The organism is Paenibacillus sp. FSL R10-2796, from assembly GCF_037965315.1.
GTDB classification, from domain to species: Bacteria; Bacillota; Bacilli; order Paenibacillales; family Paenibacillaceae; genus Paenibacillus_AQ; species Paenibacillus_AQ odorifer.
Genome location: NZ_CP150178.1, coordinates 1378427 through 1401663, shown reverse-complemented (window position 1 = coordinate 1401663; position 23237 = coordinate 1378427). Strand labels below are relative to the sequence as shown.

The 23237-nt window shown below is 43.8% G+C and carries 20 protein-coding genes, 2 tRNA genes and 1 pseudogene; 6 read left to right on the top strand and 17 right to left on the bottom strand.

The annotated features are described in order from the left end of the window. Positions 1-8 precede the first annotated feature (8 nt). The 8 genes and pseudogenes from NST58_RS06215 to NST58_RS06180 all read right to left on the bottom strand — a co-directional run bounded on the left by NST58_RS06215 (position 9) and on the right by NST58_RS06180 (position 4841). Positions 9-914: a branched-chain amino acid ABC transporter permease gene (locus NST58_RS06215; RefSeq protein ID WP_038569087.1), complete on the bottom strand. Its 906-nt coding sequence runs from the start codon at positions 912-914 to the stop codon at positions 9-11. A gap of 472 nt (positions 915-1386) precedes the next feature. Then, the gene (locus NST58_RS06210) at positions 1387-1848 is read right to left on the bottom strand and encodes a DinB family protein (protein ID WP_076280575.1); all 462 of its coding nucleotides are present in this window, start codon (positions 1846-1848) and stop codon (positions 1387-1389) included. A gap of 34 nt (positions 1849-1882) precedes the next feature. Next, positions 1883-2204, bottom strand: a pseudogene (locus NST58_RS06205) (macro domain-containing protein). A gap of 241 nt (positions 2205-2445) precedes the next feature. Beyond that, positions 2446-3051 (bottom strand): class I SAM-dependent methyltransferase, encoded by a 606-nt coding sequence (locus NST58_RS06200; RefSeq protein ID WP_248547869.1) that lies wholly within the window; start codon positions 3049-3051, stop codon positions 2446-2448. Positions 3052-3153: 102 nt separating this feature from the next. Next, on the bottom strand, positions 3154-3474 hold the full coding sequence (locus NST58_RS06195) for an oxidoreductase (protein ID WP_339246753.1): 321 nt from the start codon (positions 3472-3474) through the stop codon (positions 3154-3156). A gap of 299 nt (positions 3475-3773) precedes the next feature. Further along, positions 3774-3862, bottom strand: a tRNA-Ser gene (locus tag NST58_RS06190). A gap of 7 nt (positions 3863-3869) precedes the next feature. After that, positions 3870-3945: transfer RNA gene (locus NST58_RS06185), tRNA-Asn, on the bottom strand. 143 nt (positions 3946-4088) lie between these two features. Then, positions 4089-4841 (bottom strand): MBL fold metallo-hydrolase, encoded by a 753-nt coding sequence (locus tag NST58_RS06180; protein ID WP_248547870.1) that lies wholly within the window; start codon positions 4839-4841, stop codon positions 4089-4091. A gap of 129 nt (positions 4842-4970) precedes the next feature. Here NST58_RS06180 and NST58_RS06175 point away from each other — a divergent pair, with 129 nt between their 5' ends. After that, positions 4971-5399: an Lrp/AsnC family transcriptional regulator gene (locus NST58_RS06175; RefSeq protein WP_038569079.1), complete on the top strand. Its 429-nt coding sequence runs from the start codon at positions 4971-4973 to the stop codon at positions 5397-5399. A gap of 445 nt (positions 5400-5844) precedes the next feature. Here NST58_RS06175 and NST58_RS06170 read toward each other — a convergent pair whose 3' ends face one another. Beyond that, entirely contained in the window at positions 5845-12690 is a 6846-nt protein-coding gene (locus tag NST58_RS06170) for an S-layer homology domain-containing protein (protein WP_339246750.1), read from the bottom strand. A 203-nt stretch (positions 12691-12893) separates the two neighbouring features. On the opposite strand from NST58_RS06170, the gene NST58_RS06165 reads away from it, so the two are divergent. Then, entirely contained in the window at positions 12894-13532 is a 639-nt protein-coding gene (locus NST58_RS06165; RefSeq protein WP_076219628.1) for a pentapeptide repeat-containing protein, read from the top strand. On the opposite strand, the gene NST58_RS06160 is transcribed toward NST58_RS06165, so the two are convergent. Beyond that, entirely contained in the window at positions 13522-13983 is a 462-nt protein-coding gene (locus NST58_RS06160; protein WP_081383508.1) for a SprT family protein, read from the bottom strand. The two genes, NST58_RS06165 and NST58_RS06160, sit on opposite strands and share 11 nt — an antisense overlap. Positions 13984-14103: 120 nt before the next feature. On the opposite strand from NST58_RS06160, the gene NST58_RS06155 reads away from it, so the two are divergent. The 3 genes from NST58_RS06155 to NST58_RS06145 all read left to right on the top strand — a co-directional run bounded on the left by NST58_RS06155 (position 14104) and on the right by NST58_RS06145 (position 15244). Then, positions 14104-14466, top strand: coding sequence for a hypothetical protein (locus tag NST58_RS06155; protein ID WP_036686808.1), 363 nt, complete (start codon positions 14104-14106; stop codon positions 14464-14466). A 64-nt stretch (positions 14467-14530) separates the two neighbouring features. Beyond that, positions 14531-14662 carry a cortex morphogenetic protein CmpA gene (gene cmpA, locus NST58_RS06150; protein ID WP_094903512.1) on the top strand — a complete coding sequence of 44 codons (132 nt, stop codon included), beginning with the start codon at positions 14531-14533 and terminating at the stop codon, positions 14660-14662. A 96-nt stretch (positions 14663-14758) separates the two neighbouring features. Further along, positions 14759-15244, top strand: coding sequence for a hypothetical protein (locus NST58_RS06145; protein ID WP_076280204.1), 486 nt, complete (start codon positions 14759-14761; stop codon positions 15242-15244). A 26-nt stretch (positions 15245-15270) separates the two neighbouring features. Here the strand turns inward: NST58_RS06145 and NST58_RS06140 are convergent, their stop codons facing one another. The 7 genes from NST58_RS06140 to NST58_RS06110 form a co-directional block, all read right to left on the bottom strand. Beyond that, positions 15271-15465, bottom strand: a complete 195-nt coding sequence (locus NST58_RS06140; RefSeq protein WP_036686806.1) for a hypothetical protein — start codon at positions 15463-15465, stop codon at positions 15271-15273. A gap of 121 nt (positions 15466-15586) precedes the next feature. Further along, positions 15587-16477: a carbohydrate ABC transporter permease gene (locus NST58_RS06135; RefSeq protein WP_076187513.1), complete on the bottom strand. Its 891-nt coding sequence runs from the start codon at positions 16475-16477 to the stop codon at positions 15587-15589. A 13-nt stretch (positions 16478-16490) separates the two neighbouring features. Further along, the gene (locus NST58_RS06130) at positions 16491-17372 is read right to left on the bottom strand and encodes a sugar ABC transporter permease (protein WP_036686803.1); all 882 of its coding nucleotides are present in this window, start codon (positions 17370-17372) and stop codon (positions 16491-16493) included. A 101-nt stretch (positions 17373-17473) separates the two neighbouring features. Beyond that, positions 17474-18796, bottom strand: coding sequence for an extracellular solute-binding protein (locus NST58_RS06125; protein WP_038569072.1), 1323 nt, complete (start codon positions 18794-18796; stop codon positions 17474-17476). Between the two features lie 111 nt (positions 18797-18907). Beyond that, positions 18908-19696: a response regulator gene (locus NST58_RS06120; protein WP_339246747.1), complete on the bottom strand. Its 789-nt coding sequence runs from the start codon at positions 19694-19696 to the stop codon at positions 18908-18910. After that, positions 19693-21453 carry a sensor histidine kinase gene (locus NST58_RS06115; protein WP_038569068.1) on the bottom strand — a complete coding sequence of 587 codons (1761 nt, stop codon included), beginning with the start codon at positions 21451-21453 and terminating at the stop codon, positions 19693-19695. Before NST58_RS06115 ends, NST58_RS06120 begins: the two co-directional genes overlap by 4 nt. A gap of 301 nt (positions 21454-21754) precedes the next feature. Beyond that, entirely contained in the window at positions 21755-22249 is a 495-nt protein-coding gene (locus NST58_RS06110; RefSeq protein WP_036686798.1) for a DinB family protein, read from the bottom strand. Between the two features lie 220 nt (positions 22250-22469). Between NST58_RS06110 and NST58_RS06105 the strand changes: the two genes are divergently transcribed. Continuing rightward, a complete protein-coding gene (locus NST58_RS06105) occupies positions 22470-23033 on the top strand; it encodes a CGNR zinc finger domain-containing protein (protein WP_076280200.1) in 564 nt (187 codons plus the stop codon). Positions 23034-23237 lie beyond the last annotated feature (204 nt).

The following is a 23237-nucleotide window of genomic DNA, read 5'->3' as shown; positions in this document are numbered from 1 at the left end:
GCATCTCCCTACACTTTCTCGCGGACATTTTTACCAAATAGCCCGGATGGTTTAAAGATAAGGATTAGGATGAGTACAGCAAATGCCACACCATCACGCCAAGAAGAGTATCCCAGAGATGAAACCTCTGTCTCGACTGTGCCCAGCAGAAGTCCCCCTACCAGAGCACCAGGAATACTGCCAATGCCACCTAGAACCGCAGCCACAAAAGCTTTAAGCCCCGGAAGCACCCCCATCATCGGATCCACTGAATTATAAGTCATTCCGAAAATAACGCCTGCTGCTGCCGCAAGTGCAGATCCTATAGCGAAGGTGGCTGAAATGGTCCGATCTACATTAATCCCCATCAACCGTGCTGCTTCCATATCAAAAGAAACGGCCCGCATCGCTTTACCAATCTTTGTTCGGTGCACAATATACTGAAGGATGATCATCAAAATAACCGTCGTCCCCAAGATCATGATTTGATTGGAGTCCACCTGAATCGAGGAACCAAACAAGTTGTATTGCTGCTTATTAAGAATCTCCGGAAATCCTTTAGCCTGAGGACCAAGCACAAACACACCGCTGTATTCCAGCAAAAAAGAAACGCCAATTGCAGTAATCAACACAGCGATTCGCGAAGCTTTTCGTAGAGGTTTGTATGCTAGCCGTTCGATTGACATCCCCAGCAACGCACTGATTGTCATAGAAATCACCAATGAGATAAGTAAGACCAGTATCGGAGGAAGCCCTGCTGAAGCCAAGTACCTGGCACTGAACAATCCAATAAACGACCCAACCATAAACACATCCCCATGGGCGAAATTGATCAATTTAATAATCCCGTAAACCATGGTGTACCCTAGTGCGATCAGAGCATAGATGCTCCCTACAGAAATCCCGTTAATTAACTGTTGAATGAAATACTCCATCGCCGTCCCCCAATCCCCATATTTATTTTTAAAAACACCTTTCTTTAGCTTACATTCATTTTCATCGTTTTATGTCACTTATATTAACACAGTACTATACATGCGTCAGTAAAATTTGTGGTTTTTACTATAATATTCAATATTTTATGTTATATTACATAACAATTTGAGTTAATACTTTGGGATGTATAGAAATAAAAAGTGGGTAAAAAGAAGAAAACAGGAGAATTATGGAGATTTTTAAAGTTTGATTTTCAGTGGGGGAGTCTTTGATTTTACCTACAGATTGCATTTAATGATAAATAATATAACATTTGTCTCTTTGGACATGTGTTTTTCGAGTTTATTATGAGTTACCGGTCAAGTTGTTTCTCTATTTTTGCGCAAAAAAAAGCTCTGGCCCACACAATAATTCGAGTGAGAGAAAGCTAATTAGGGTGGTCAGTTCCATTCTTTGCACTTCCCTCACGAGTCAATTACTCATCATTTTCTTGTTTAATTCTTTAATCTGCATCATATGATGTAGGTCATGCGATATAAAATCCTTTAAATAGGACTCAAAGGAAAACCTTCCGTCCACATATTTGCCTGAGTATTTTCCCTCCTCAAGACTACTTATACAATCTAATATTAAGTTACGATACTTCACAGTCAATTCTATTAATTCGTCTTTGGTTTTTGTTTTACCATATGTAACAGCATCATTATTGAATTGATCGAAATCAATAAGTTGAAGTGTTATCGCTTTATCGTATGCTATCGGTTCGATCGTCGATTCATAGAAGTATTTATCCCATAACAAAATATGACTAACAACATCATGAATGGTCCATTTTCCTTCAGCGATGGGTGTTTTCCAATCTAAATCAATAATTTCTAGAACAAATCCATTCCATTCCTTAAACTGATTTAGCAAATCTGATCTGTTATTCATTGGCACATCTCCTTTTCTGGTAAACATCAAAATTCTAACAAAATCTCTTTAATTCATTCTTATATAGTTCATAGTTCGCTTCATCGAAACATATAAAAATAACCTTATTTATTTCCGACTTATTATTTATAATATATTTTGAAACTTCATCTATAGCTATGCTACAAGCAAGATCTTTCGGAAAATTATATATTCCTGTACTTATATTAGGTATCGCAATACTTGTTACTTCATTAGATTCATCCGCCTCCACCCATCAAGCTTGTGTTTGCTGCATTGACGATAGCATCAACATCTAATTTAGTTATATCTCCTTGAATCAACTGAATCATTGAGTTATTTATAATTACATCCATCTGAAATCCCCCCCGAAGTATAATGGTTGCGAACAAGCATCAAGTGCTGATTGACATTCAAGCGGCTTAAATCACCCTAGGAAACAGTCGCTAGCATTAGACTCGCGGGGTTGTCCACCTAGCTAACTCTTCTTCAAACCTTTTCCTTTATCGAACCAACACCTCGTGGTCCACGGCGTGAACGTATTGTTCGCAGCTATCTAGCTTTTTCGGAGCTACTAATATGTTCTTCAGCATCCAGCTATTTTTTATATATGTAATCGATAAATCCTTGTCGTATCCATTCGCCTTCAAACTTTCTTTCCAGTACTCGATCTTCTTTGTATATTAACTGCAAATCATCAAACATAGAATCCGCCTCATGATAATCATAATAAGAGTGTATTACGAATTCATCGTCTTCCATTTGTTCAAACTGATTATCCCCCAAATCAACTCCATCGCCGACTCTAAAATCCTTTAGGGTTAAAAAATTTACAAATAATAATCCATTAGGTTTTAGAACGCGTTTCATTTCATTTATCGCTTTTTTCACATCTTGTTTTCTCATATGAAAAATAGAGTTATATGAATACACAAAACTCATCGACTCATCACTTAGTGCCAACTGTCTCATGTCGCCTTGTTGTATACTTAGATTCTGTCCTCTTTCAGTTGCGAACTGACTAGCTCTTTTAATTTGTTCGTCATTCATCTCAATACCGTATGTACTGTATCCATAGTTTGCAAACAAACTTAGTGGAGGTGAATCCCCTCCCGCCCCGCAGTCTAATATGTTTTTTTCCATACCACTTTCATTGCATAATGCCAAAAATCTGTACAAGGGGATCTGCTTAAACAGTTCCATGTTGATTCCACTCCTTTGATCATGCAGTTATTGGATTCACTCATAGATCTTTCCCATATAAATTATTTGAGCACATCTCTTCCATGGGTTTTCAGGTTTACTTTATTGAATCCCCGCAGTTCCAAATGTCTCTTTAATAACTTTTTCGTATTCATCCCATTTAAAGCAAAAAGGGCCTATATCAATAGTCTTATTACCGGATTCTAATTTGAAATCTCTCCATATAATAAGATCCTCTTCTCTCTCAATAAATACGGATATAAAGCCACATTCTTCATCGCCACACCAGGGACAGACTAATATTGGGTACCTGTAGTACAAATATTCATGCATTTCGTTTAACAAAAAATAATTAATCATTTTCCTTTGATGCTCTTCACTACCCCACCCGAGCGAAGGAACCCTATCATATTTTTTTAACATTTGGTAAAGAGACCTATCATCAATTATTATGTCGGTAAAATAGTATTTTTATTTCCCTCTTGATCGGGATCAAAACTATCATATCGGCTTGACGGTTTTGTTTGTATTTGATTTATAGTTTTCATGCTCCTCCTTTAAACTCTTCACACTTATCAAATAAACATTCGATCCCTCCACTCCATTCCCCTTCCAAAATATTGAATTCACCGTTCTCAGAATCGCATATAGCAACCAAAAAATAAATTTACACAACAAAAAAAGAGCTCCCAGAATGGAAGCTCTTCTTATGTAATTCAGAACGGAGAGAGTGGGATTCGAACCCACGCACCGCTTACGCAGTCTAACCCCTTAGCAGAGGGTCCCCTTATAGCCACTTGGGTATCTCTCCATGAAAATGGCTCCCCGAACAGGACTCGAACCTGTGACAACTCGATTAACAGTCGAGTGCTCTACCAACTGAGCTATCAGGGAACATTACAAGTGAACATGAATTAATTTATCATGATTTCAAGGTCTAGTCAAGCGGGCAAAATAATTTTTGTGATCGTTTTCAAATTTATGCTATTATTCGGCCGCTTGCTAGATTTTTTAAAGAGATTTCCATCCCTCTCCGTCTATAGATTACACCATTCTCCATCCTGCGGAAGCTGTACCCGATCCCCCAACGATTCCTTCTCTAAATGAGCTTTTAGCTTATCTCGGGTAACCAAACAATGGTTAATGGCGTCCATGTGCACAGCAATCACTTTAGTAGAAGGAGCATATTCACATAGGTCTACGACATCCTGCTCATTCATTGTAATATGGCATCCGCTTAAAAACTGCGCACCACCAGCATTCACAACGGTCACCTCAGGTTTAAAAACCTCCAATGCCATTCTCACCTTATCACACCAAATCGTATCCCCAGCCACATATAGAACAGGTTCGCCTTCCGCCTGAAACACAAACCCGGATACCTTACCCATAAGTTTACCAGTCACTCCAGTGCCATGCCGTCCATCAGTACGTGTTATAGTTATTCCATTAAACGTCAGTGAACCGCTAATTTCCGTGGTATGCTCAAACCCCTGCTTCGCTAATTTATCTCCATCTCCTTCCTGACATAATAGTGGTAGATCATGCGGCAACAAAGAAATGGCAGCAGCATCCCAATGATCCTGATGAAGATGTGTGACAAGAATTGCATTAGGACTCAGCCATTGTTCTACGGCTCCCGGCAAAGGAACGAGCGGATTGCGGCGATCATTTTCAGTATTAAAAATAGGCGGATTAGCACCCTGTTCACTCAACATAGGATCAATTAAAAATGTACTGCCACCATACTCTAGCCATAGGGTCGCGTTGCGGATATGCTGTATTTTCATCGGAAGCCCTTCTTTCTTTCAGTTATCTTCTGCTACAATTAATTATAGTTGGACCTTAAAACAGAATACATTGAGATTGGAAAAAGATTGGCCTGTTCTACTTTCACGCAGAAAGGATTTTAGATAATAATGAGTTCTTATTTTATAGATGATGTGGATTTTCGCATCCTGCAGCTTCTAATTGAAGATTCCACGATCAGTCACAAAGATATTGGGCAGCAAGTGCATATGACCGGTCAGGCTGTGGGCGCACGTATTCGCAAAATGCAGGACACCGGAGTGATTGAAGGCTACACGGTCCGCTGGAATCCGGATAAGGTTGGGGAGACTATTCATGCCTTTATTACTGTTTTTTTGGGTTCGAATACGGTTCACCCAGCCTTTCAGACATTCGCAAAGCAGCATGATAGTGTAAAAGAAATACATAGGGTCAGCGGAGAAGGCTGCTACTGGATACGTGTTCGTACCGGAAGCCAAAAGGAGTTGAATAGCTTTCTCGACGAACTGCTGAAGTTCGGAAATTACAGAGTCAATCTATCGATGGGAAAACTGAAATAAGTCTGTATCGGAATCGGATATGAAGCTACTATCGGACCCAGTTGACCTTATACTCAGCATAATCGCATATTTGGCATACTATCGGACCCCATTGCCTCTATTGGCACGAAAAACACCAAATATGAGCCTCTTTCGAACGAATAGCATCACTTGAGTCCGAAACCCTGCCCAAAAGGCTAAAAACTTGCCAATAGCGTCATTGGGGTCCGCAAGCCTCAGCCAATGATAGCTCGGCGATGTTGGTGTTGGTGCAGGTGTCGATGTTGGTGTTGGTGTTTATGCAAGTGATTGGGTTACTCAAAGCCAATGAGCTTTCGCTTGCTCATAAGCTTTTATAGCAGACCAGCCATCGTCAAAAACGCAGAGCAGCGATCCTCCAATAACCGGAGGATCGCTGCTCTGCTGTCTTTTTACTTATGCCATATTGTAGCTTCTACTGCGGTAGCTAATTCAATAATTCAGCTGCTCTAAGCAACCGGACAAGAATTATGGCGGCTTCTGCACGGCTAGTATCACTGCTAGGTGCAAAGCTTCCTGATGGTTGACCTTTCATAATACCTTTTGCAGCCAGGTCAGACACTGCTTCTTTAGCCCATGAGGAAATAGTTGAAGCGTCTGTGAAAACATCTGTAGCATCGTTTGTTCCAGATCCTTCAGCTTCTAGGTTCAGCAGCTTCATTGCTCTGGCTGCCATAACAGCCATTTGCTCCCGTGTAATAGGGGCGTTCGGACGGAAGGTTCCATCCTCATAGCCTTGAACCAGTCCTAAGGCTGCAGCAGCTCTGGCGTCCGCTGCATACCAAGATAAATCGGACACATCACTGAAGGTCTTCGTCGTGTTCGCAGCTACAAGACCTAACGATCGAATCAGCATAGCTGCGAACTCGGCACGACTGACAGATTTCTGAGGTGCAAAGGTATCTGTGGATTGTCCGGTCAAGATCAGTCGGCTGGCAAGTCTCTCAATCTCATTTCTCGCCCAATGTGTGGAAATATCTCCAAAAGTCACAGGGTGCAGCGCAGCGACAAATACACCGCTCGCAATACTGCTCTTAACCGTAACCTTGGTCATCCCATTAACGAGCTCATACAATGCCGGTACATAACGGAAGGAACCCGTCTGTTCATCGTAAATAAGGACTACACCTGTCTTCGCATCCAGCGCCTCCTTAAGCATAAATGTACGATCTACATAAGTGGTACCGAACCCGCTTGCTGCTACAGAGGTTTTTCCATCCGTTACCTTTAGAGTGAAATTAGCCGGTGTTCCTTGCACAGTAAAGCCTTGCTGCTTAGCTTTGGCAAGCAGTTGTTCCAATCCTTTTCCGCTTAGCAAATTTACATTGAACTCCAGTGTGCCTGTCGGCATTTGTGCGGCTTTGAGCACACTCTCCACAAGCTCTAACGGGAAGCGGTAGCTCATCCCCCCACTTTCAATAACAAGCACAGCTTTGGGGCTAAGTGCCGCCGCCTTACGTAAAGCATCTGCACTAAACCGGGCTGTGCCGTCACCGTTAGCTGAAATCTCGATAACAGCCTGCCCTGCAGTCGCCTTAGCTTTTAGCTGCGCATCATGATTAGCTGCTGGCGTAGGTGCTGGTGTAGCCGTCGGTGTGCCGGGTTGAACAGGGTTCACTGACCCTGTAGGGTCTGTTGGACCAGGAGTACTTGTTGGTTCTGGAGTATTCGTTGGACTAGGAGTACTTGTTGGATCCACAGGATCGATCGGGTCTACAGGATCTGTCCCGCCAAGTGATAGCACCTCAATTGTATATCCCCTCTTATCGCTGCCCACAGTTACCGTGAAGTCTGTGATACCCGCTTTAATTCCATTAAGACTGTCGTTGGTAAATGTAGCAATCTCATTGCTCATAATATTTAGAGTAGCTTGTGCGGTAAGATCTCTGCCTTGTTTATCTAGTACCTTAAGCGTAGCTGACTTACCCTGCTCTAATACCACAGGCCCGCTCTGTCCATCTACTAGTTTGATAGAGAACGGTTTAATGGCTGAGGCTATTCCTTGATTTTGTTCTTTAATGCTTAAATCAGGAGAGGCATTGGTCAGTAGGTTCATCCGTTCGCCACGAATAATCATGTTGTCGACCAGCAGACTCCCCTTCAGATTTTTCGTAACTTCTATACCGCTTGTACCTGCGCCATCCAATACATTATTCGTCAGCACAACTCCATCAATGGAAGTGAGAGTATCTCCCTCTAGATCACCTTGAGCAATCAGCCCCGAATAAGTGCTGTCCAGTGCTGTATTGTTGCGAATGAGTACTTTTCCTTTCAGATCACTCTCACCAGCATAAAGCCATAACGCACCCAGATTCACGCCGTAACCGGAATCGTAACTGCCAGTTCTAAGCAAGGTATTTCGCTCCACAATCGTTGTTCCTTGGAATGGCTCGGCGGTGAAACGGGTGGACACTGCAATCCCGGCTCCATTAGTCACAGTGTCTTTTACCACGTTGTCCTGGACTTTGTTATCTTTCCCCCCAAAGACTACAATGTTATCCGCTAACCAAGGCAAGGATACCGTATTAAAACGTGCCGTGTTGTTATAGCTCGGTGTACGTTCCGTACCATTCACATCCGTCAACTTGCCGTCAGTAAACGACCACATTGCGATTCCATCATCCCCTGGATAGCGGATGTCACTTTGTTCCATCATGCTGTTGCCAGTCCCTACGGCAAAGTTAATTCCGTCTGCCATAAGATTGCGGATCCGCAGACCTGCCATGTACAGACCATTCGTACGCGCCTTTTCACCCATCGGCTGAGTTAACCACAAGCCTGCTTTGGTATGTTCTATCCAAACGTTCTGTATAATCGAACCTTGGCCAAAAGCACCATGAAAAGCGTTGGTGATCGCTTCATCATCCCGTTCGTTAATGCCGCCTTCAATCATCAGATCGTAAACACCAACCTTACCGCCGTGACCATAAAACTTAGCTCCATTCAGAACCGTATACCACATGCCGGCACCACGTATTTCAGCGGTATCCAGATCCAGCAGACCCTCACCGACATTAAAGGTACCCGCCGGGAACCACACACCTTTACCTGTCGCATTCGCTTCGGCAAGGGCTGCCTTGAAGGCTGCGGTATCATCTCCCTCATCATTCGCTGCCGCTCCAAAATCCGTTACGGAAATAAATCCGTCCGGGCGAGCCAACTCAGGGGCAACCTGCTCCATATCCACCAGGTCAATGACGTAAGAAGCTGCGTTGTCTTCTGTTCCCTTCTCTAAGCGAATAGTTGCTCCGGCAGGAGCATCGCCGATCAGAGCATGGATTTCGTCAAAGAAGCGGTGTCCACTGCCTTGGCGAGGGTCATTTGACCATGGGTAGCTGCCATATTCCCAAGCATATCTGGATGTCAGCTTAAGCTGCTTCTTAACTCCATCCACATATAGAGTCAAGGTTTCTTCCGCACCAGCCCCATCTGGACTATCAGGAATGGAATATCGAAGAACAATGGAGTTAGCTGATTCTGCAAGCTTGAACTCTAAATAATCTCCCGTATTCTTCAAGGCCACCGCTTGTCGTCCAGAAGCCTCGGAAGCCATGCTGAGATATTTCCGCGACGAGCCACTCAGCGTTCCGTTTGTTGCCGCATCCTCAGCTTCATAGCTGATATATGGAACCGTTGCTCCACGGTATGTTTTGTTAACGCTGTTTTTTACGGTCAGGCTATCAAGGGTTACTTTACTCCAATCCACGTTGTCACTGCTTAGAGAAACCGTGTTGATGCCTGCACGAAGCTGCAATTTTACCGCTATAGTCTTCCAAGAGGCAGACTTGCCAAGACTAACCTTGCCCCCTTCGTTTAATCCATTCACCTCTAGTGCCAGATCCGTTGCGGCAGCAGCGGTATTTTTGTATCGAATAACAGCATCGTATTCCCCAGCCTGCTGGGCGTTGACTGCAAACCGTATAACACGTTCCCCTTTGAATGCTTCTCCTCCTGCATAAATTGCATCAGCAGGGATAGGTAAGAAGCTCCAGAGCTCACTATCAGTTCCATTTGCAGCAGAACCAAGCTGAACAGCCGATGTGCTGTGAGAAAGAAGACCTGTTCCGTTCGCACTTAGCAGAAGAGCATAACCTAACTTCTCTTCCAGCTTCCATTGGGATCTTTCTGTATCTCCAGCAGCTAACAAGACCACTTGGCCCGATTCATTGAGCGAAAGATAATGTTGTGTCTGAACATTCATAATCCGTTTGCGTCCGTTTATCTCCTGGACCAGCCACTGGGATTGAGCCGCCATATCGGAAGCATCTGCATATAGGACAGCCCCCTCTTTTTCGGCCAATACTTTACCAGCCATGCCTTTCGGTACAATGGTTATGATGTTGGTATCATCTTGAACTGGAGTTGTTGTATTGTTATTACGCAGTTCTCCAGATGGAGTAGTAAACTCCTGTGGAGCTGCCTCAAGTGTCCATAGTGCCGTACCCTCACTTTCTAGCAAAAGCGCACGTTCAGCATATCCTGTCTTATTGGCAATGTTTATTAATTCATCGTCGTATTCTCCAAAGAGACTACGAATGGTGTAATGTGTATAATCGGAAGCCAAGCTTACTTCCCAGGCGGATGCTCCGTCTACAGCAGGATCTGTACTACTGCTCTCCAAATATGAATAATCACCATTCAGCGTTAAAAAATGACCTGTTGCCCGGTTGGTGATCGTCTGTTTACCCTCCTGCACAGATACATTCCAGTGCGAAAATCCATTGTCTGCTGACGGCTGCCCGTACAGAACAACCCCATGCTCATTTTCGTATAAATACTCTCCGCTGCTTGCATTCTTGAATCTTACAGGGTAATCAGGCAGCGGCGGAGCAATCGCTTCAACCGCTTCAGCAGTAAAATGTGCACTGCTTTTTTCCGCTGTATCTGCAGCTTTACTGATTCGGAGAATTGGGTTGCCGTTATCATCAGGCGCACCATAGATATAGTGACCAGCCCATGAGCTCATAATGGTAGTCACACCGGACGGTTGCATATCAACCTTCCACTTAATGCTGGCCCATACATCGTACACTGTTTGCAAAGTCTGAACGCTAACTTTAGGATCAATCTCATCTACAGCCCCACCTATATGCTCAAGGGAGAGATAGCGTCCAGTGCCTTTATTTTTTATCTTCACCGATCCATTGCTGCCGGTTATTTCTTGCAGCTGCCAGACAAAGGAATCGTCATTCAAATCAAGTGGACCATAAGTAGCCTGGCCTACTGTTACATCCTCGTTCTCAGCAGCTAGAGGTGCAAGATTTTCGTTAGAGTGTGCAGATTCCAGGTCAGCATAGACAGCTTCAGTAACCGTCTTGGATTCTGGCAATTCCTCTAGTGCGGCTGAAGAAGTCAGCAAAGGACCGTCCTTAAGATATTGATCCTCTCCATTTACAGCATCTAGCTGAAAACGGAACAAATCTTGTTTTTTCTCGGTGACCGGAACAAATCTCCACTGCGGACTGCCCCAACCTGGATTGATCACTCCGTACTCAGCATATTTAGTGAGGTTTTGAAGTGAAATATACTTCTCTGGGATTTTATTAGGTTCCTTGTCGAGAACGCTACTGATTACGTAGGTGTTGTTCCCAACATTTTTGCCTGTCCAGATGTATTCTCGTTCCACATGATTTCTGTCTGGAAGCTCTGTGACCTGAAGGTGGCCATTTGGCATATTCATCGTGTTCATGTAATGGCCTGTTTTCTTGTTTTTGAACAGCTTGCGGCCGTTATATTTCTCCACGAGCCACTGATCGGAGCCGTCCTTCTGCATATTTCCATATTTTAAAAGACCATCAACACTCTCATACCAATAAAATGACTTCCAGCCATTCTGAATCCGGTAATAGGGCACGGTGCCGTCAGTTGGTGTGTTAGGATCTAAAAGCTGCCACTGAGCGCTCAAAGAAGTCGCATCCCCAATCGCACCCGCATGTTCTCCACCCAATGTAGACAAATAAATGCCTGTGCTTTCGAGATTCTGAAGCGTCTGGTAATCATCATAATCATCGGAATCATTAAAAATCCATTGATCCGACGGCTGACTTCCGCTAATCTGCAAGGCCTTGGCAGTACCTTCACTATAAGAAACATAATGATCGGTTGCCGCATTACGGATACGCTTATTACCGTCATAATCTTCTATATACCATAGATAGTCAGAGGTGTTAGCGGCATCTGGCGCAATAATTCCATGCTTAAGCTCGCCGTTTGCGGATTCATATAAGAAATCTGTAGCCACTTGTGCATCCGTATAAGTTGCCAGTCGTACAGGCTGTAATTCGGAAATAGGCACGATTCTCCACTGCGCGCTTGGATTAGAGGCTGAACCCGGCCAGCTGTTAGATCGCACATTATTGTCATCGCTGAATTGTGGATTTAGCCATAATGGACTCCCCTCTTCAGTTAAACCACTGTTACGAAGGGTAATGAAGCCCGTCCCATCAGGGCCTGGTGCATGCTCTTGGACCCATTCACTTAGCTTCACGTGATCCATATCGACTTCCTGCGAAAAAACCCCAGCCCAGGTCACTTCATTTTGCTTAATATAATGACCTGTCGCACGGTTGCGAATCATTACTGTTCCGTCATCCGTCCCTGATTCAAGATACCACTGGGCCGCTTCATTGCTGACAGGCTGTTTACCGTAAAGAACATTCCCTTCACTTTCATACATTACCTGACCGGGGCGGAGACGACTCTCTAGCCGTACAGGTGCTGCATTTAGATCTATAAAAGCCCACTGCGGACTCTCAAACGTAACATTGATATCCGAGCTTACTTGCGCATAACCAAGCTGATTCTCCTCGTGGATAACCAACTTCCCCTCTGGCACAGTCGCACTTCGGATGATCATGTATCCATTGCGATTGGAAGTATCGATTAGCCACTGATCCGCAACACTTCCTGAACCTTGGTGTTCTGCCGCCTTAAGTGAATCCTCTTTGCCGTTGTTACCAGCCATTGTAATGTAATGGCCTGTCTTCACATTCTTGATTCGTGACAGCCCGTTCACCGTCTCAACCGTCCAATGCGCTGAAGCATCGGCTGGATTGGTCATGCCATAACGCACGATTCCTGCGGATGTCTCATATAAAAAGTTGTTTTTCCACTTATTCTTGATGAGTACCGTACCTGATGGAATTTGCTCAGCGCCTGTTCCTCCAACCCCTTCTGCTCCCACGGAACCACTACCGGTTCCCATTACAGGCAAGCTTGAAAAAATCAGCAGCAGCGCGAGCAGACCCGCCATTGCGGACCTGATTCGTTTCATACATGTGCCCCCTCTAATTAATATGGACTTCCTTTTCATATTAGTTTGGGAACGCTTACAAAACGATGTGCGATTTTATCCAGAAAAAGGTGTATTTGTACGGATATCCAATCCCTACAACCTTCATGAAGATTGACAAATCGGTTTAACGCGATGATAGTTAGTTTTAGCTACCCGCAAGGAGTAAACAAACGGAGGTACATATGAATTTCAAAATTGATTCGCCAAAAATAGCAGATCCTGACTCTCTTCTTCCTGAGCAAATATATTCACTGCAAACCAAAGACGAATTCAGCTGTTGCAGCATCAGCGATACGGTTATTGATAATCAAGAGGCTAATAAGGTCAGCTTCGATCGCGTGATTTTTAAAAATGTAACGATTACGGAGTGCTCCCTAACTGGGATCGAGCTTATGGACGTGATATTTGATCACTGTGATCTATCCAATGTGGATTTTACGAATGGCATTATTCATCGAACTGAATTTAGAAACTGCAAGCTCATCGGCACAGACTTTACAAGAGGCAGATTCCAGAATGTTCGTGTAGTAGATTGTATCGGGGATTTTGCTACGTTTCGATTCGCTAATCTGAAGCAGGTTTCTTTTGAGAACAGCTCATTAATGAGTTCCGACTACTATCAGTCAAATTTCCAAAAAATCAGCTTCAGCGAGTGTAATATGGATCAAGCCACATTGTCAGGATCAAAGCTTAATGGGATCGACCTTAGTGACTGCGAGTTCAGTGGCTTGATCGTGGATATCAAAGATTTAGAAGGATGCATCATTTCGCCTCAGCAAGCTGTTTCTTTTGTCGGATTATTAGGTTTGGTTATAAAATAAATAACTTCAACTTGCCCGAACATTTACCGCAGCGATAACGCTTAGGGTCTACTTTTCGCTTACGCGGATACTCCATGGCACAGGCACTGCATACAAGCTTATATCGATAGGGCAGCGGCTTCCGAGCTTTTGCACCCGGCAGTGTCTGACAGTAGCGGCTTCCGCCGACTTGCGCCAGCAGGCTTTTGAAATCAGCGTCACGATGCATATACCCTCGCTTAGCCAAATGCAAATGATAATGGCAGAGCTCATGCTTTATAATCCGCTCCGTCTCTTCTCTGCCAAACATGGCAAGCTGATGGGGATTAATCTCTATATTATGGCTTTTGGTAAAATATCGGCCGCCCGTTGAGGACAACCGGCTGTTAAAGCTGGCCTTATGCCTAAACGGCACGCCAAAGCTGTCCCGTGATACCTGCTCAATCCACAGCTGCAGCTCTTCGTTGCTCATAGTTTCCATAGCGTTCTATCACAAGTCCTTTCCACGGGAAATAAGATCTCTACTTGAATTGTAACTTGTGCATAGGCTAAACTGTCAAGAAGGAAGACAAGTACGGAGGGAGAATGAACAATGCCGAAAATGCGGTATGTAATTTTGCAGCAAAATCAAGAACTACAATTCGTGGAAATGCCTGAGGAATATGCGTACCAACTAAGTGCGCTCAATTTACGCCTGAACAAAGAAATCGACAAGCTGACAGCCGATAATGTTCCGGATCTGCCCTTAGCCATCGCCGAGTGCGATTCGCTGGATCTGTTACGTGAGGATTACTCCCTGGAGTCCGGTCTGGATTATATCAATAGATTGGAACAAGCCTTCGCCTCTGTTCAAGAGCAGAAGAACTACCCACTGATCTCCCTGCTTACTGAGATACGAGCACTACAGGCTCAATTGGAGCAGTGGTACGAAGAGGAAGCAGAAAGCCTACTGTAATCCGCACCTTTAGGCTTATTTCTCCATATTCTAACTTACGTAAGTTGTTAGAGGAGGGATTCGCTTGCCACAGTGGCTCTGCCATCAGCTAATGAAAGCTTATTACAAAAAAGACCGCCGTCAGATCAAGCTGCTGAATGAGTGCTGGTTCTTTTATCGTAATTCTGCGGAATCGAGTAATGAGATGAAGTTATAGCCTCGGATGATTAAGATCTAGGACATATTTAAAGCAGCGGATACCGTCTTTTAAAAAGACGGTATCCGTTTTTGTTAAGAAAGGGGACTTATAATTATGATCAGTAGAACAAGACATATACAGCTGTCTCCGGAAAGTGGGACTGAGGAAGAGGACAATTATAATCTCTATGTTATAGTCACATTCCCTGACCGCTCCCGCTGGGCATCGGATTTCTACACCTTCAAGAACATCGAAGCGATCCGACAAGACTACATCCAAAGTGGTGCTTGTCTAAATGGGGCCTACTGGAGTGCACCTAATTATCTAACTGTCGTGGATCATATTGATCGCAAGCGAATTGAAGAAATCGTCGATTTATATATTTCGGAAGGTACATTCGAATACGCCTTTGAATACATAGGACAGGTCACGGAGCGGGATCTGGAGATTATCGATTATCCGGAAGGCTTTTTCAACCCTTTAGAAAAGCTTGAGCACAGGTACGTTATGCGGCAGTTCGCTGCAATTGAGTTTATGCTGGAGAATGCTGCACCAGAAACTATAGCAGTAATAAAAAAGATCATCGCAGAGAAACAATAAGACTCCGCCTTAAGAATCAATCCTTATTAAAACTTAGGAAATACATATTTAACCAAAAAGAACAGAAAACCAAAAAATATAATAATGTAAGCAGCATATTTAATAAAGGTAGATGCGACAACGCTGGAATCCGATTTCCGTTGTACCTCCCTATGCTCCACTTCAACACTTCTATCCTTATAGCCCGGTTCCATCAGCAATCTCTCCTTTCGAATGTTCATCTTTGATAGCCTCCATTAACCCGAGGCTTTCAAGATTGAATCAAAATTCTAGATTGGATTAAAAAAAAGACCGGAATTCTCTTCAGCTTTTCGAGCTGAGAAATTCAGGTCTTCTTTCTACTTACCCTTTAACCGAACCCGCCGCAATTCCCTCAACGATACGGTTACTGAGGAACAGGAATGTAATCAGAATAGGCAAAATACTGATCATAAGCGTTGCCCCGATCGCACCCCAATCCGTCGTATATTGACCAATGAAGTTTTGCACCCCCACGGTCAGCGTCTTGTAAGAATCAGAACTAATAAATGTGTTTACAAAAATAAATTCGTTCCAGTTATAGATCATATTAATAATGGCTGTAGTCGCGATCACCGAGCTTGTCATAGGAAGTATAATTCTAAAAAACATTCTGTTCACGGAACAACCATCAATTACTGCAGCCTCTTCCACTTCGCGTGGCAGTGCGTAATAGAAACCCAGCAAAATCATAATCGTTATCGGCATGTTAAAAGCGACATAAGACAAAATAAGTGACAAAGGGTGATCCGTTAAGCCAATCTTATTGAATATACTAAATAACGGAATAAGCGTGGAGTGAACAGGAATCATCATCGCTACCATAAACAATCCCAGTACGAACGAGCTTCCCTTCCATTTCATCCTGGTAACTGCATACGTAACCAAGCTCCCGAAGATAACCGTTAACACCGTAGCCACGATGGTAATCCATACGCTATTGAAGAAATACACGTTGATGTTCCCTACATTCCAGACCTTCGCGTAATTCTCCCAATGAGGATTCATCGGCAACGATAGAGCAGGAAGGTTGAACACTTCCTGATTATTTTTTAATGAGAAAAACAGCAGCCATACAAGCGGAAACAATTGCAGAGCAGCAACGGCAATCAACACGATATATAGCAATGAGTAGCCTAATTTACGTGTGATCTCCGCACCTGCGCCGCCTGGCTTTGGCCCGATTTCTAGCCTTCCTGCAGTTCCAGACATCATGAAGCGCCCCTCCTTATGAGTATTGGATCGAATCTTTCGTAGCAGTTAATTTGCGAATGACCCAAGTAATGACGAGACAGATGACGAGCAGGAAGAAACCAATTGCGCTCCCGTAGCCAAAATCATAAGCCCGAAAAGCCTGATGATACATATAAGACGCCATCACTTCACTAGAGCCATTAGGACCTCCATCCGTCATAACAAAGATTAAGTCAAAATACTTCAGAGAACCTACAACGGCCAGAACAATCGTAACTTTAATGACTTCCATTGCGAGTGGAAGCTTTATTTTCCAAGCGATTTGTAAGGCAGAGGCTCCGTCAATCTTTGCTGCCTCTTCCAGAGAGGTCGGGATATTCTTGAGTGCTGCGTAATAGATCAGAATATAGAAACCAGCATATTGCCACAGAATGGGAATAAATAAAGCAAACAAAACTAATGTAGGCTCTGCAAGCCATGCAGGAGGATTAGCAAAACCAATGGATACTAATAAGCTGTTCACAATTCCGTTCGTCGGATGATAAATTCTTAGCCAAAGCTGCGCAATCGCAACGGACGATAGCAGCATCGGAATCAGATATATTTTGCGAAACAAGTTAGCTCCCTTGATCCGGGCGGCTAATACCATAGCAATTGCCAAATAAATAATGAGACTTAGGGTAGAAAACAACGCTAACTGCAGAGAATGCCAAGCACTATTCCAGAAGGTTTGGTCTGTTAGCAAAGCTTTATAGTTATCAAATCCGATAAAAGTCAGAGCACCTATGCCATTCCATTTATTCAGTCCATAATAACCCGTTAGAACAATCGGAATATATACAATAGCCAGAATTAGAAGCAAGGCGGGAAATACATATAACGCGATTATTTTTTTGTTAGACATCACTTTATCCAAAGTGTCCGACTCCTTTCCTTCATAAACCGTTTGAGGAAAGGCTTATCCGGCATCACGCTGCCGGATAAGCTAATTGTCCCCTTCGCCTAGTTGTCGAAGCTTTAGTTGCCTTTGGAGATGGCCGCGTCATGCTCCTCGGAATACTTCTCTGGCGTCACCGCTTTGCCAAAAAGAGCCTGGATCATATTCAGATGCGTTTCTGCTGCATTGGCACGCATTTGAACATCTGCGAATAAAGTGATGCTGCTAGCTTTGTTCATTTCGTTAAACAAATCGATGTAGAGCTGTGGTAGATCCAGTGTGGCGGTGTCCACCTTCGTAGCTGGAATAACGCCTGCTCCAGTTACGGATTGCTCTCCCCATTTGGATACGAAATACTCGACGAATAATTTTGCTTCTTCTTTTACCTCAGAATTCTCAGCAACAAATAATCCTACACCTGGTCCACCTACCCAGCTGTTAATGTCTCCCTTCCCGCCTTCCACTGTCGGGAATTTGAAGAAACCAACACTATTACGGAATTCCAGTGGAATTTCTTCATTCGTTGTGAAGTTTGGCAGATCCCATGATCCCATCATGTACATTGCCGCCTTGCCATTTACGAACTCTGATTTTGCCTCTTCATTTGATAAACCGTTGAATCCCTTAACAAATGCATTGCTGTCTACAAGTGATTGGACCTCTGATGCCGCCTTTACTAATCCTTCATCCATAAATGAGCCTGATCCACTGATCGCACCTGCAAGTGCCTGTTGGCCTGCGATCCGATCAGCCAGATACATATACCAAAGCGATCCTGTCCAGCGATCCTTATTGCCGAGAGCAATCGGTGCAATGCCCCCATCAGATAGTGTTTTTACAACTTGCTTAAACTGATCGTAGGTTTGTGGAACCTCAAGATTATACTTTTCAAAAATAGCTTTATTGTAGTAGATAGGTGCGATGTTAAACTCAAGTGGAAGCGCATACGTTTTATCGTTAATAGCATAAGCCTCTGTAGTTCCTGCGACGAACTTGTCTTTTAATTCACCATTCAACAAGTCATCTACAGGTGCGAACAGATTTCCTTCAACGTAAGGCTGCAAAAAGCCAGCGGCCCAAGTTACCCCAACGTCTGGCAATTCGTTAGAAGCAGATAATACCTTCAACTTATTTTTGTATTGCTCGTTGTCCAGAACCTCTTGCTTGATTACAACATTGGGATGCTCTGTTTGATATTCTTTAATGATTTGATTAACAATTTTATTTTGTCCGGCAGAAACACCTTCTGGCCATAAATGCATGAAGTTAACGGTGACTTTGTCGCTTCCCCCATTTGCACTACCTTTAGATTCACCTGCATTGTTATCTTTTTGACCACAACCAGCTGTGACAAGAACGAGGCACATCGTTAAGAACAATATTGTCCATTTTTTATTGCGCACGCTTACAACCCCTTTTCTATTGTTGTCTAGCGGCCTTGTAACCGCTTAACTAGATTGTAGCTTGGATCCCATGATGTCGTAAGGTCATAAGGATTGGGACTAATACCACTATTATTGGATTCTTTCCTCCGTGGTCATGACGTTCTGCCGGTATTGCCCTGGACTAACATTTTCGAGTGCACGAAATACCTTCACAAAATATTTGGCTGTTTGATAGCCTACTTGTTCCGCGATTTCAGCAATAGACAACCGTGTGCTCACCAGTAGTTCTTTGGCTCGTTGTACTCTCCTTCTCGTTACATATTCACTGTAAGTCAGTCCCGTCTGCTCTTTGAAAAGGACGCTGAAATAGCTGGCATTCATGTGTAATTGATCCGCTATATCACGCATGGATATCGATTCGTGAAGATGTTCGTCTAAGTATTGGAGTGCCTCACGCACTTGAGTGCTATACACTTTCTCCTGCTGTACCGTTTCCATAAGCTTGGGATCGATCAGCTTCTCCATTTGTTCGATTCGATAAATATCATCCTTGCGTTTCAATGCTAATTCCACTGCTCGGACCAGCTTCGTTTTGTCGAGTGGCTTCAGTAAATATTCAACTACACCAAACTGCAAGGCTTTCTGTGCATAGTCAAATTCAGGATGCCCGGAGATCACAATAACCACTGGAGAATGAGGCATTTCGTTCAGCTTTTCAACTAATTCTAGCCCTCCAATCTCAGGCATGCGCACATCGGTAATAAGCAGATTAACTTCGTTATTTTGCAGCCATGCCAGTGCCTCAACACCGCTTGCTGCGGTTTCGATGCGATATTGACCGGATGACCAGGCTTCTAATGTTTTACGAACCCCTTCTCTTGTTCTCGGTTCATCATCTACGATGAGTATAGTTTTCACGTGTTTTTCCCCTCTCCAGGTTCATTCGGTATTTCAAAAGAGATGCTAGTTCCATAACCTTCTTCACTTCGTATTTCAAGCCCGTCCGTATTGTCTACGTAACTGAGTTTCAGTCTCCGCTCTATATTAGCAATACCAATCCCAGTCCCTTTGGAAGACCTCATGCTCCCCTTCTCCATGGTGTGATAGATAGACGATATCTTTGCTGCATCCATCCCTGGACCATCGTCAGTTACCGTAACCAATGTATATCCCGGACGACTTGAAGGTCTGACAATTAGCATGACTGTCCCCGGTCCAACCCTTTGCTCTACGCCATGAAGAATCGCATTTTCGACCAGAGGCTGGATTAACAGCTTCGGTAGCGGGACACTTCGGCAAGCTTCATCTGACTCAATCCGCCAGGATAACCTGTCGAGCATACGCATCTCCATAATCTTCAAATATCTTTCGGCATGGTCGAGCTCATCGCCGATAGTCACCCATTCATCATCATCAGTTCGATTGATGACATAACGAAAAAGCCCCGACATATCAACCACAATTTGAGCTAATTCCTCCTCACCTTTTTCATCGAGGGCCCAGTAGAATGCTTCTAATGTGTTAAATAGAAAGTGCGGATTGATTTGAGCCTGAAGTGCCTTTAATTCTGTGCGACTCTGGACGATCTCCTTCTGATAGACGACTTCAATTAGTTCATTCAGAGAGTGAACCATCTGGTTGTAAGTATTATTGAGCTCATTGATCTCCATAGTGGTAGAAGTGACTGAAATCGGTTTCAAGGTTCCAAATCGTGAACCGCGCATCACTTTTATCAAATTCAGTATGGGCCGTGTAATCATCGTGGATAAAATAAAAGTAAAGATGAGAAACAATAAACTGCCAACAACACCGGATACGATGATCGCTGTACGAAGGACAGATATCCCCTCTGTCGTATAGTCAACTGGAGTAAGGATTACTAGCCTCCAACCTGTTGCCTTGGACTGCTTCTGAATTACAATGTAGTCTTCTCCGCCAACCTCAACCTTTTCTCCTCCATGATCCAGTATCTTATTTGCATTGACATTTACGGAAAAATCGGAAGAAATTTGCCGTCCCGCTTCATCAAATAATCTCATTAATTCACGCGTTTCCGCCTGTGAGCTGTCCACCTCATCCGTAAGCTGGAAGTAACTTTTCTCAATTTGAACCATAATATAGCCAGCTTTCGTGAATGAATGATCAATCAGCCTAATATTACGAATCGCAATGACGATATCCGAATTCCGCGGGTCAAGTCCAAACCATACGAGACGTCCTTTGCCCTCGTCCACCCGGCTGATCCATTCTTCGGATACTCGATTGTTCAGGCTGGCGTCATCAACCGAAAGTAATTTCTGATAATCACCTGCATACAGCTCAATGGAACGAATCCCTGTCGCATACGCCTCATATTTACGTACTTCCTGCTGGATGGTTTGACGTTCGGCGAAGCTGATCGGCTTTCCTTCAGCCTCTTGAGCGAGCAATCGCTGAATGGAGGCGTTGGTTGCCACTTGCGCCGTCAACGTATTAATCTGCCGGATCAGTACATCCAATTTGCCCGTTGCCTGAACTGCAGTCTGTTCAATGTGCTTCTCCGCACTATTGCGTAATAGAACCGAAACTTGCCCGTACATAAAAAAACCAACCGTGGCTAGTACGATCACCATGACAAACATAAAACCCAGGAAAATTTGATTACGCAATGTGTTTAACTGTCCAAACCTCGTCAATCTTTACACTCCCTTCCGCCTGATAAACTTGATTCCTCATCAAAAAAGATGACCCTTAAATCTTCAGGAATCATCTGCAGCTCTAGTTATTTGTTAATTCAGCCTTTGGATTATATGATATCAGTGATTAGTTTCTGAGCCCATATCCATATCGCGTTTTAATTTATCCAAATCAACCAAAAAAAACAATATAGAATATATACTCGTGCCTACCAGAGTTGCACAAAAAAAAACCGTACCTCCGCTGACCCGGGTATACCGGAATAGCAGTGTACGGCTTGTATTTTTAAATGTGGAGGTTCTAATTAAAACTACGGTTGGACACCCAAGAACCCTGCAATTTACGCAGCATAATAATTTGTCCAGTATGGTAAGAATCGTGTAGGATAAGGCTCATTACTTCTTCCCCTGGCGCATGACCCGAACCGCCCCAATCATACGCGCCTTCTTCCAACGCTTCAATGATTTCTCTAAGAGCAGCATGCACGTCCTTCAGGTCTGCAACGGCTTTCGCCCATGCTTCTTCTCCTTCAGCTGTTACAGTAAAGGTATCATCGTTGCTTTCAGCATCGGGTTGTTTGGGCAACCCCTTTAGCTTTCGCAGCAAACGCACCTTATAATAAGTTAGATGGTTAACCGTTTCCCAGATAGAATTGGCCGCCCCACCCTCTGGCTTCCAGAGAGCCTGTTTGCTATCCACACCTTCCAGCGCATCGCTAAGCGGCGGAGCCCAATCCTCGATATCCATGCAATAATCCCAATTTTGGAGCAAGACCTCACTGATTTTATTTTGCATGTTCAACCTCCTAAAAATTTGTGTAAGCATAAACTTCATGGTGTAGCTTCAAAAAGAACTACTTCAAAGCGAACTAATATGTAACTACTTAAACCATAATATAGTGGTTACAAAAGAAATGTAGCATATTTCCAGATTGTATTCAAGTAACTAGCTAAACTTATTTTTAACTGTTACAATGATTTGTAATGAGCGTTGAATCGGAAAGGATGAACAGACCGTGTTGTGGGAGGATTTCATTAACAGCTACTGGCGGGATTGGCGAACAGGAGATAAGAATAAAGATCGGGACAGGCTCGATGAAGAAGAATGGGTTTTTAAATGGCTGAAGGAGTATTCTCTTTTAGAAACACAGATGCCGAACACGATAGAAATGGCGCAGCTTAAAAAGCTTCGCTCACTACTATGGAACTGGGTACAGGCTATTGTGCAAGGAAACACAGTGTATGGAGAAATGCTTGAACAGCTCAATATCTATTTGGACAAGGGTCCTGTTACACGGCGAATTGTATGGAAAAGCGACGAGCAAGCGGAAATAAAGCTTTTGCCACTCCATAGCGGTTGGGAACAGGTGATGGCGGAGATTGCGGCGTCTTTTGCCGAGGCATTGCTTGAAAAAGAACCCACAAGATTCCGCATCTGCGAGAATCCCGATTGCCTCTGGGTCTATTACGATGATACACGCAACCGTTCCAAGCGGTACTGCGATGACAAAGCTTGTGGCAACCTTATGAAGGTGCGGCGCTTCCGAGCGCGGAAGAAGGCTGAGTCTGAGGGGGAATAGGCGGTTGTAGCAACGATACTCCGGTTTGCGGTGGCTTGCTACGGCAGATTATGGGCAAGTGGAAAAAGGCTGGCAGAGCTTAATGAACTCGTAAAATAACTGCATTTCATACACTTATTCCGCATCCAAAGGGGATCATCAGGACTTTAATTGTATTCTGTACACTTAAAAACTAGAAAATGTGCCCATAGAGTAATAAATCAC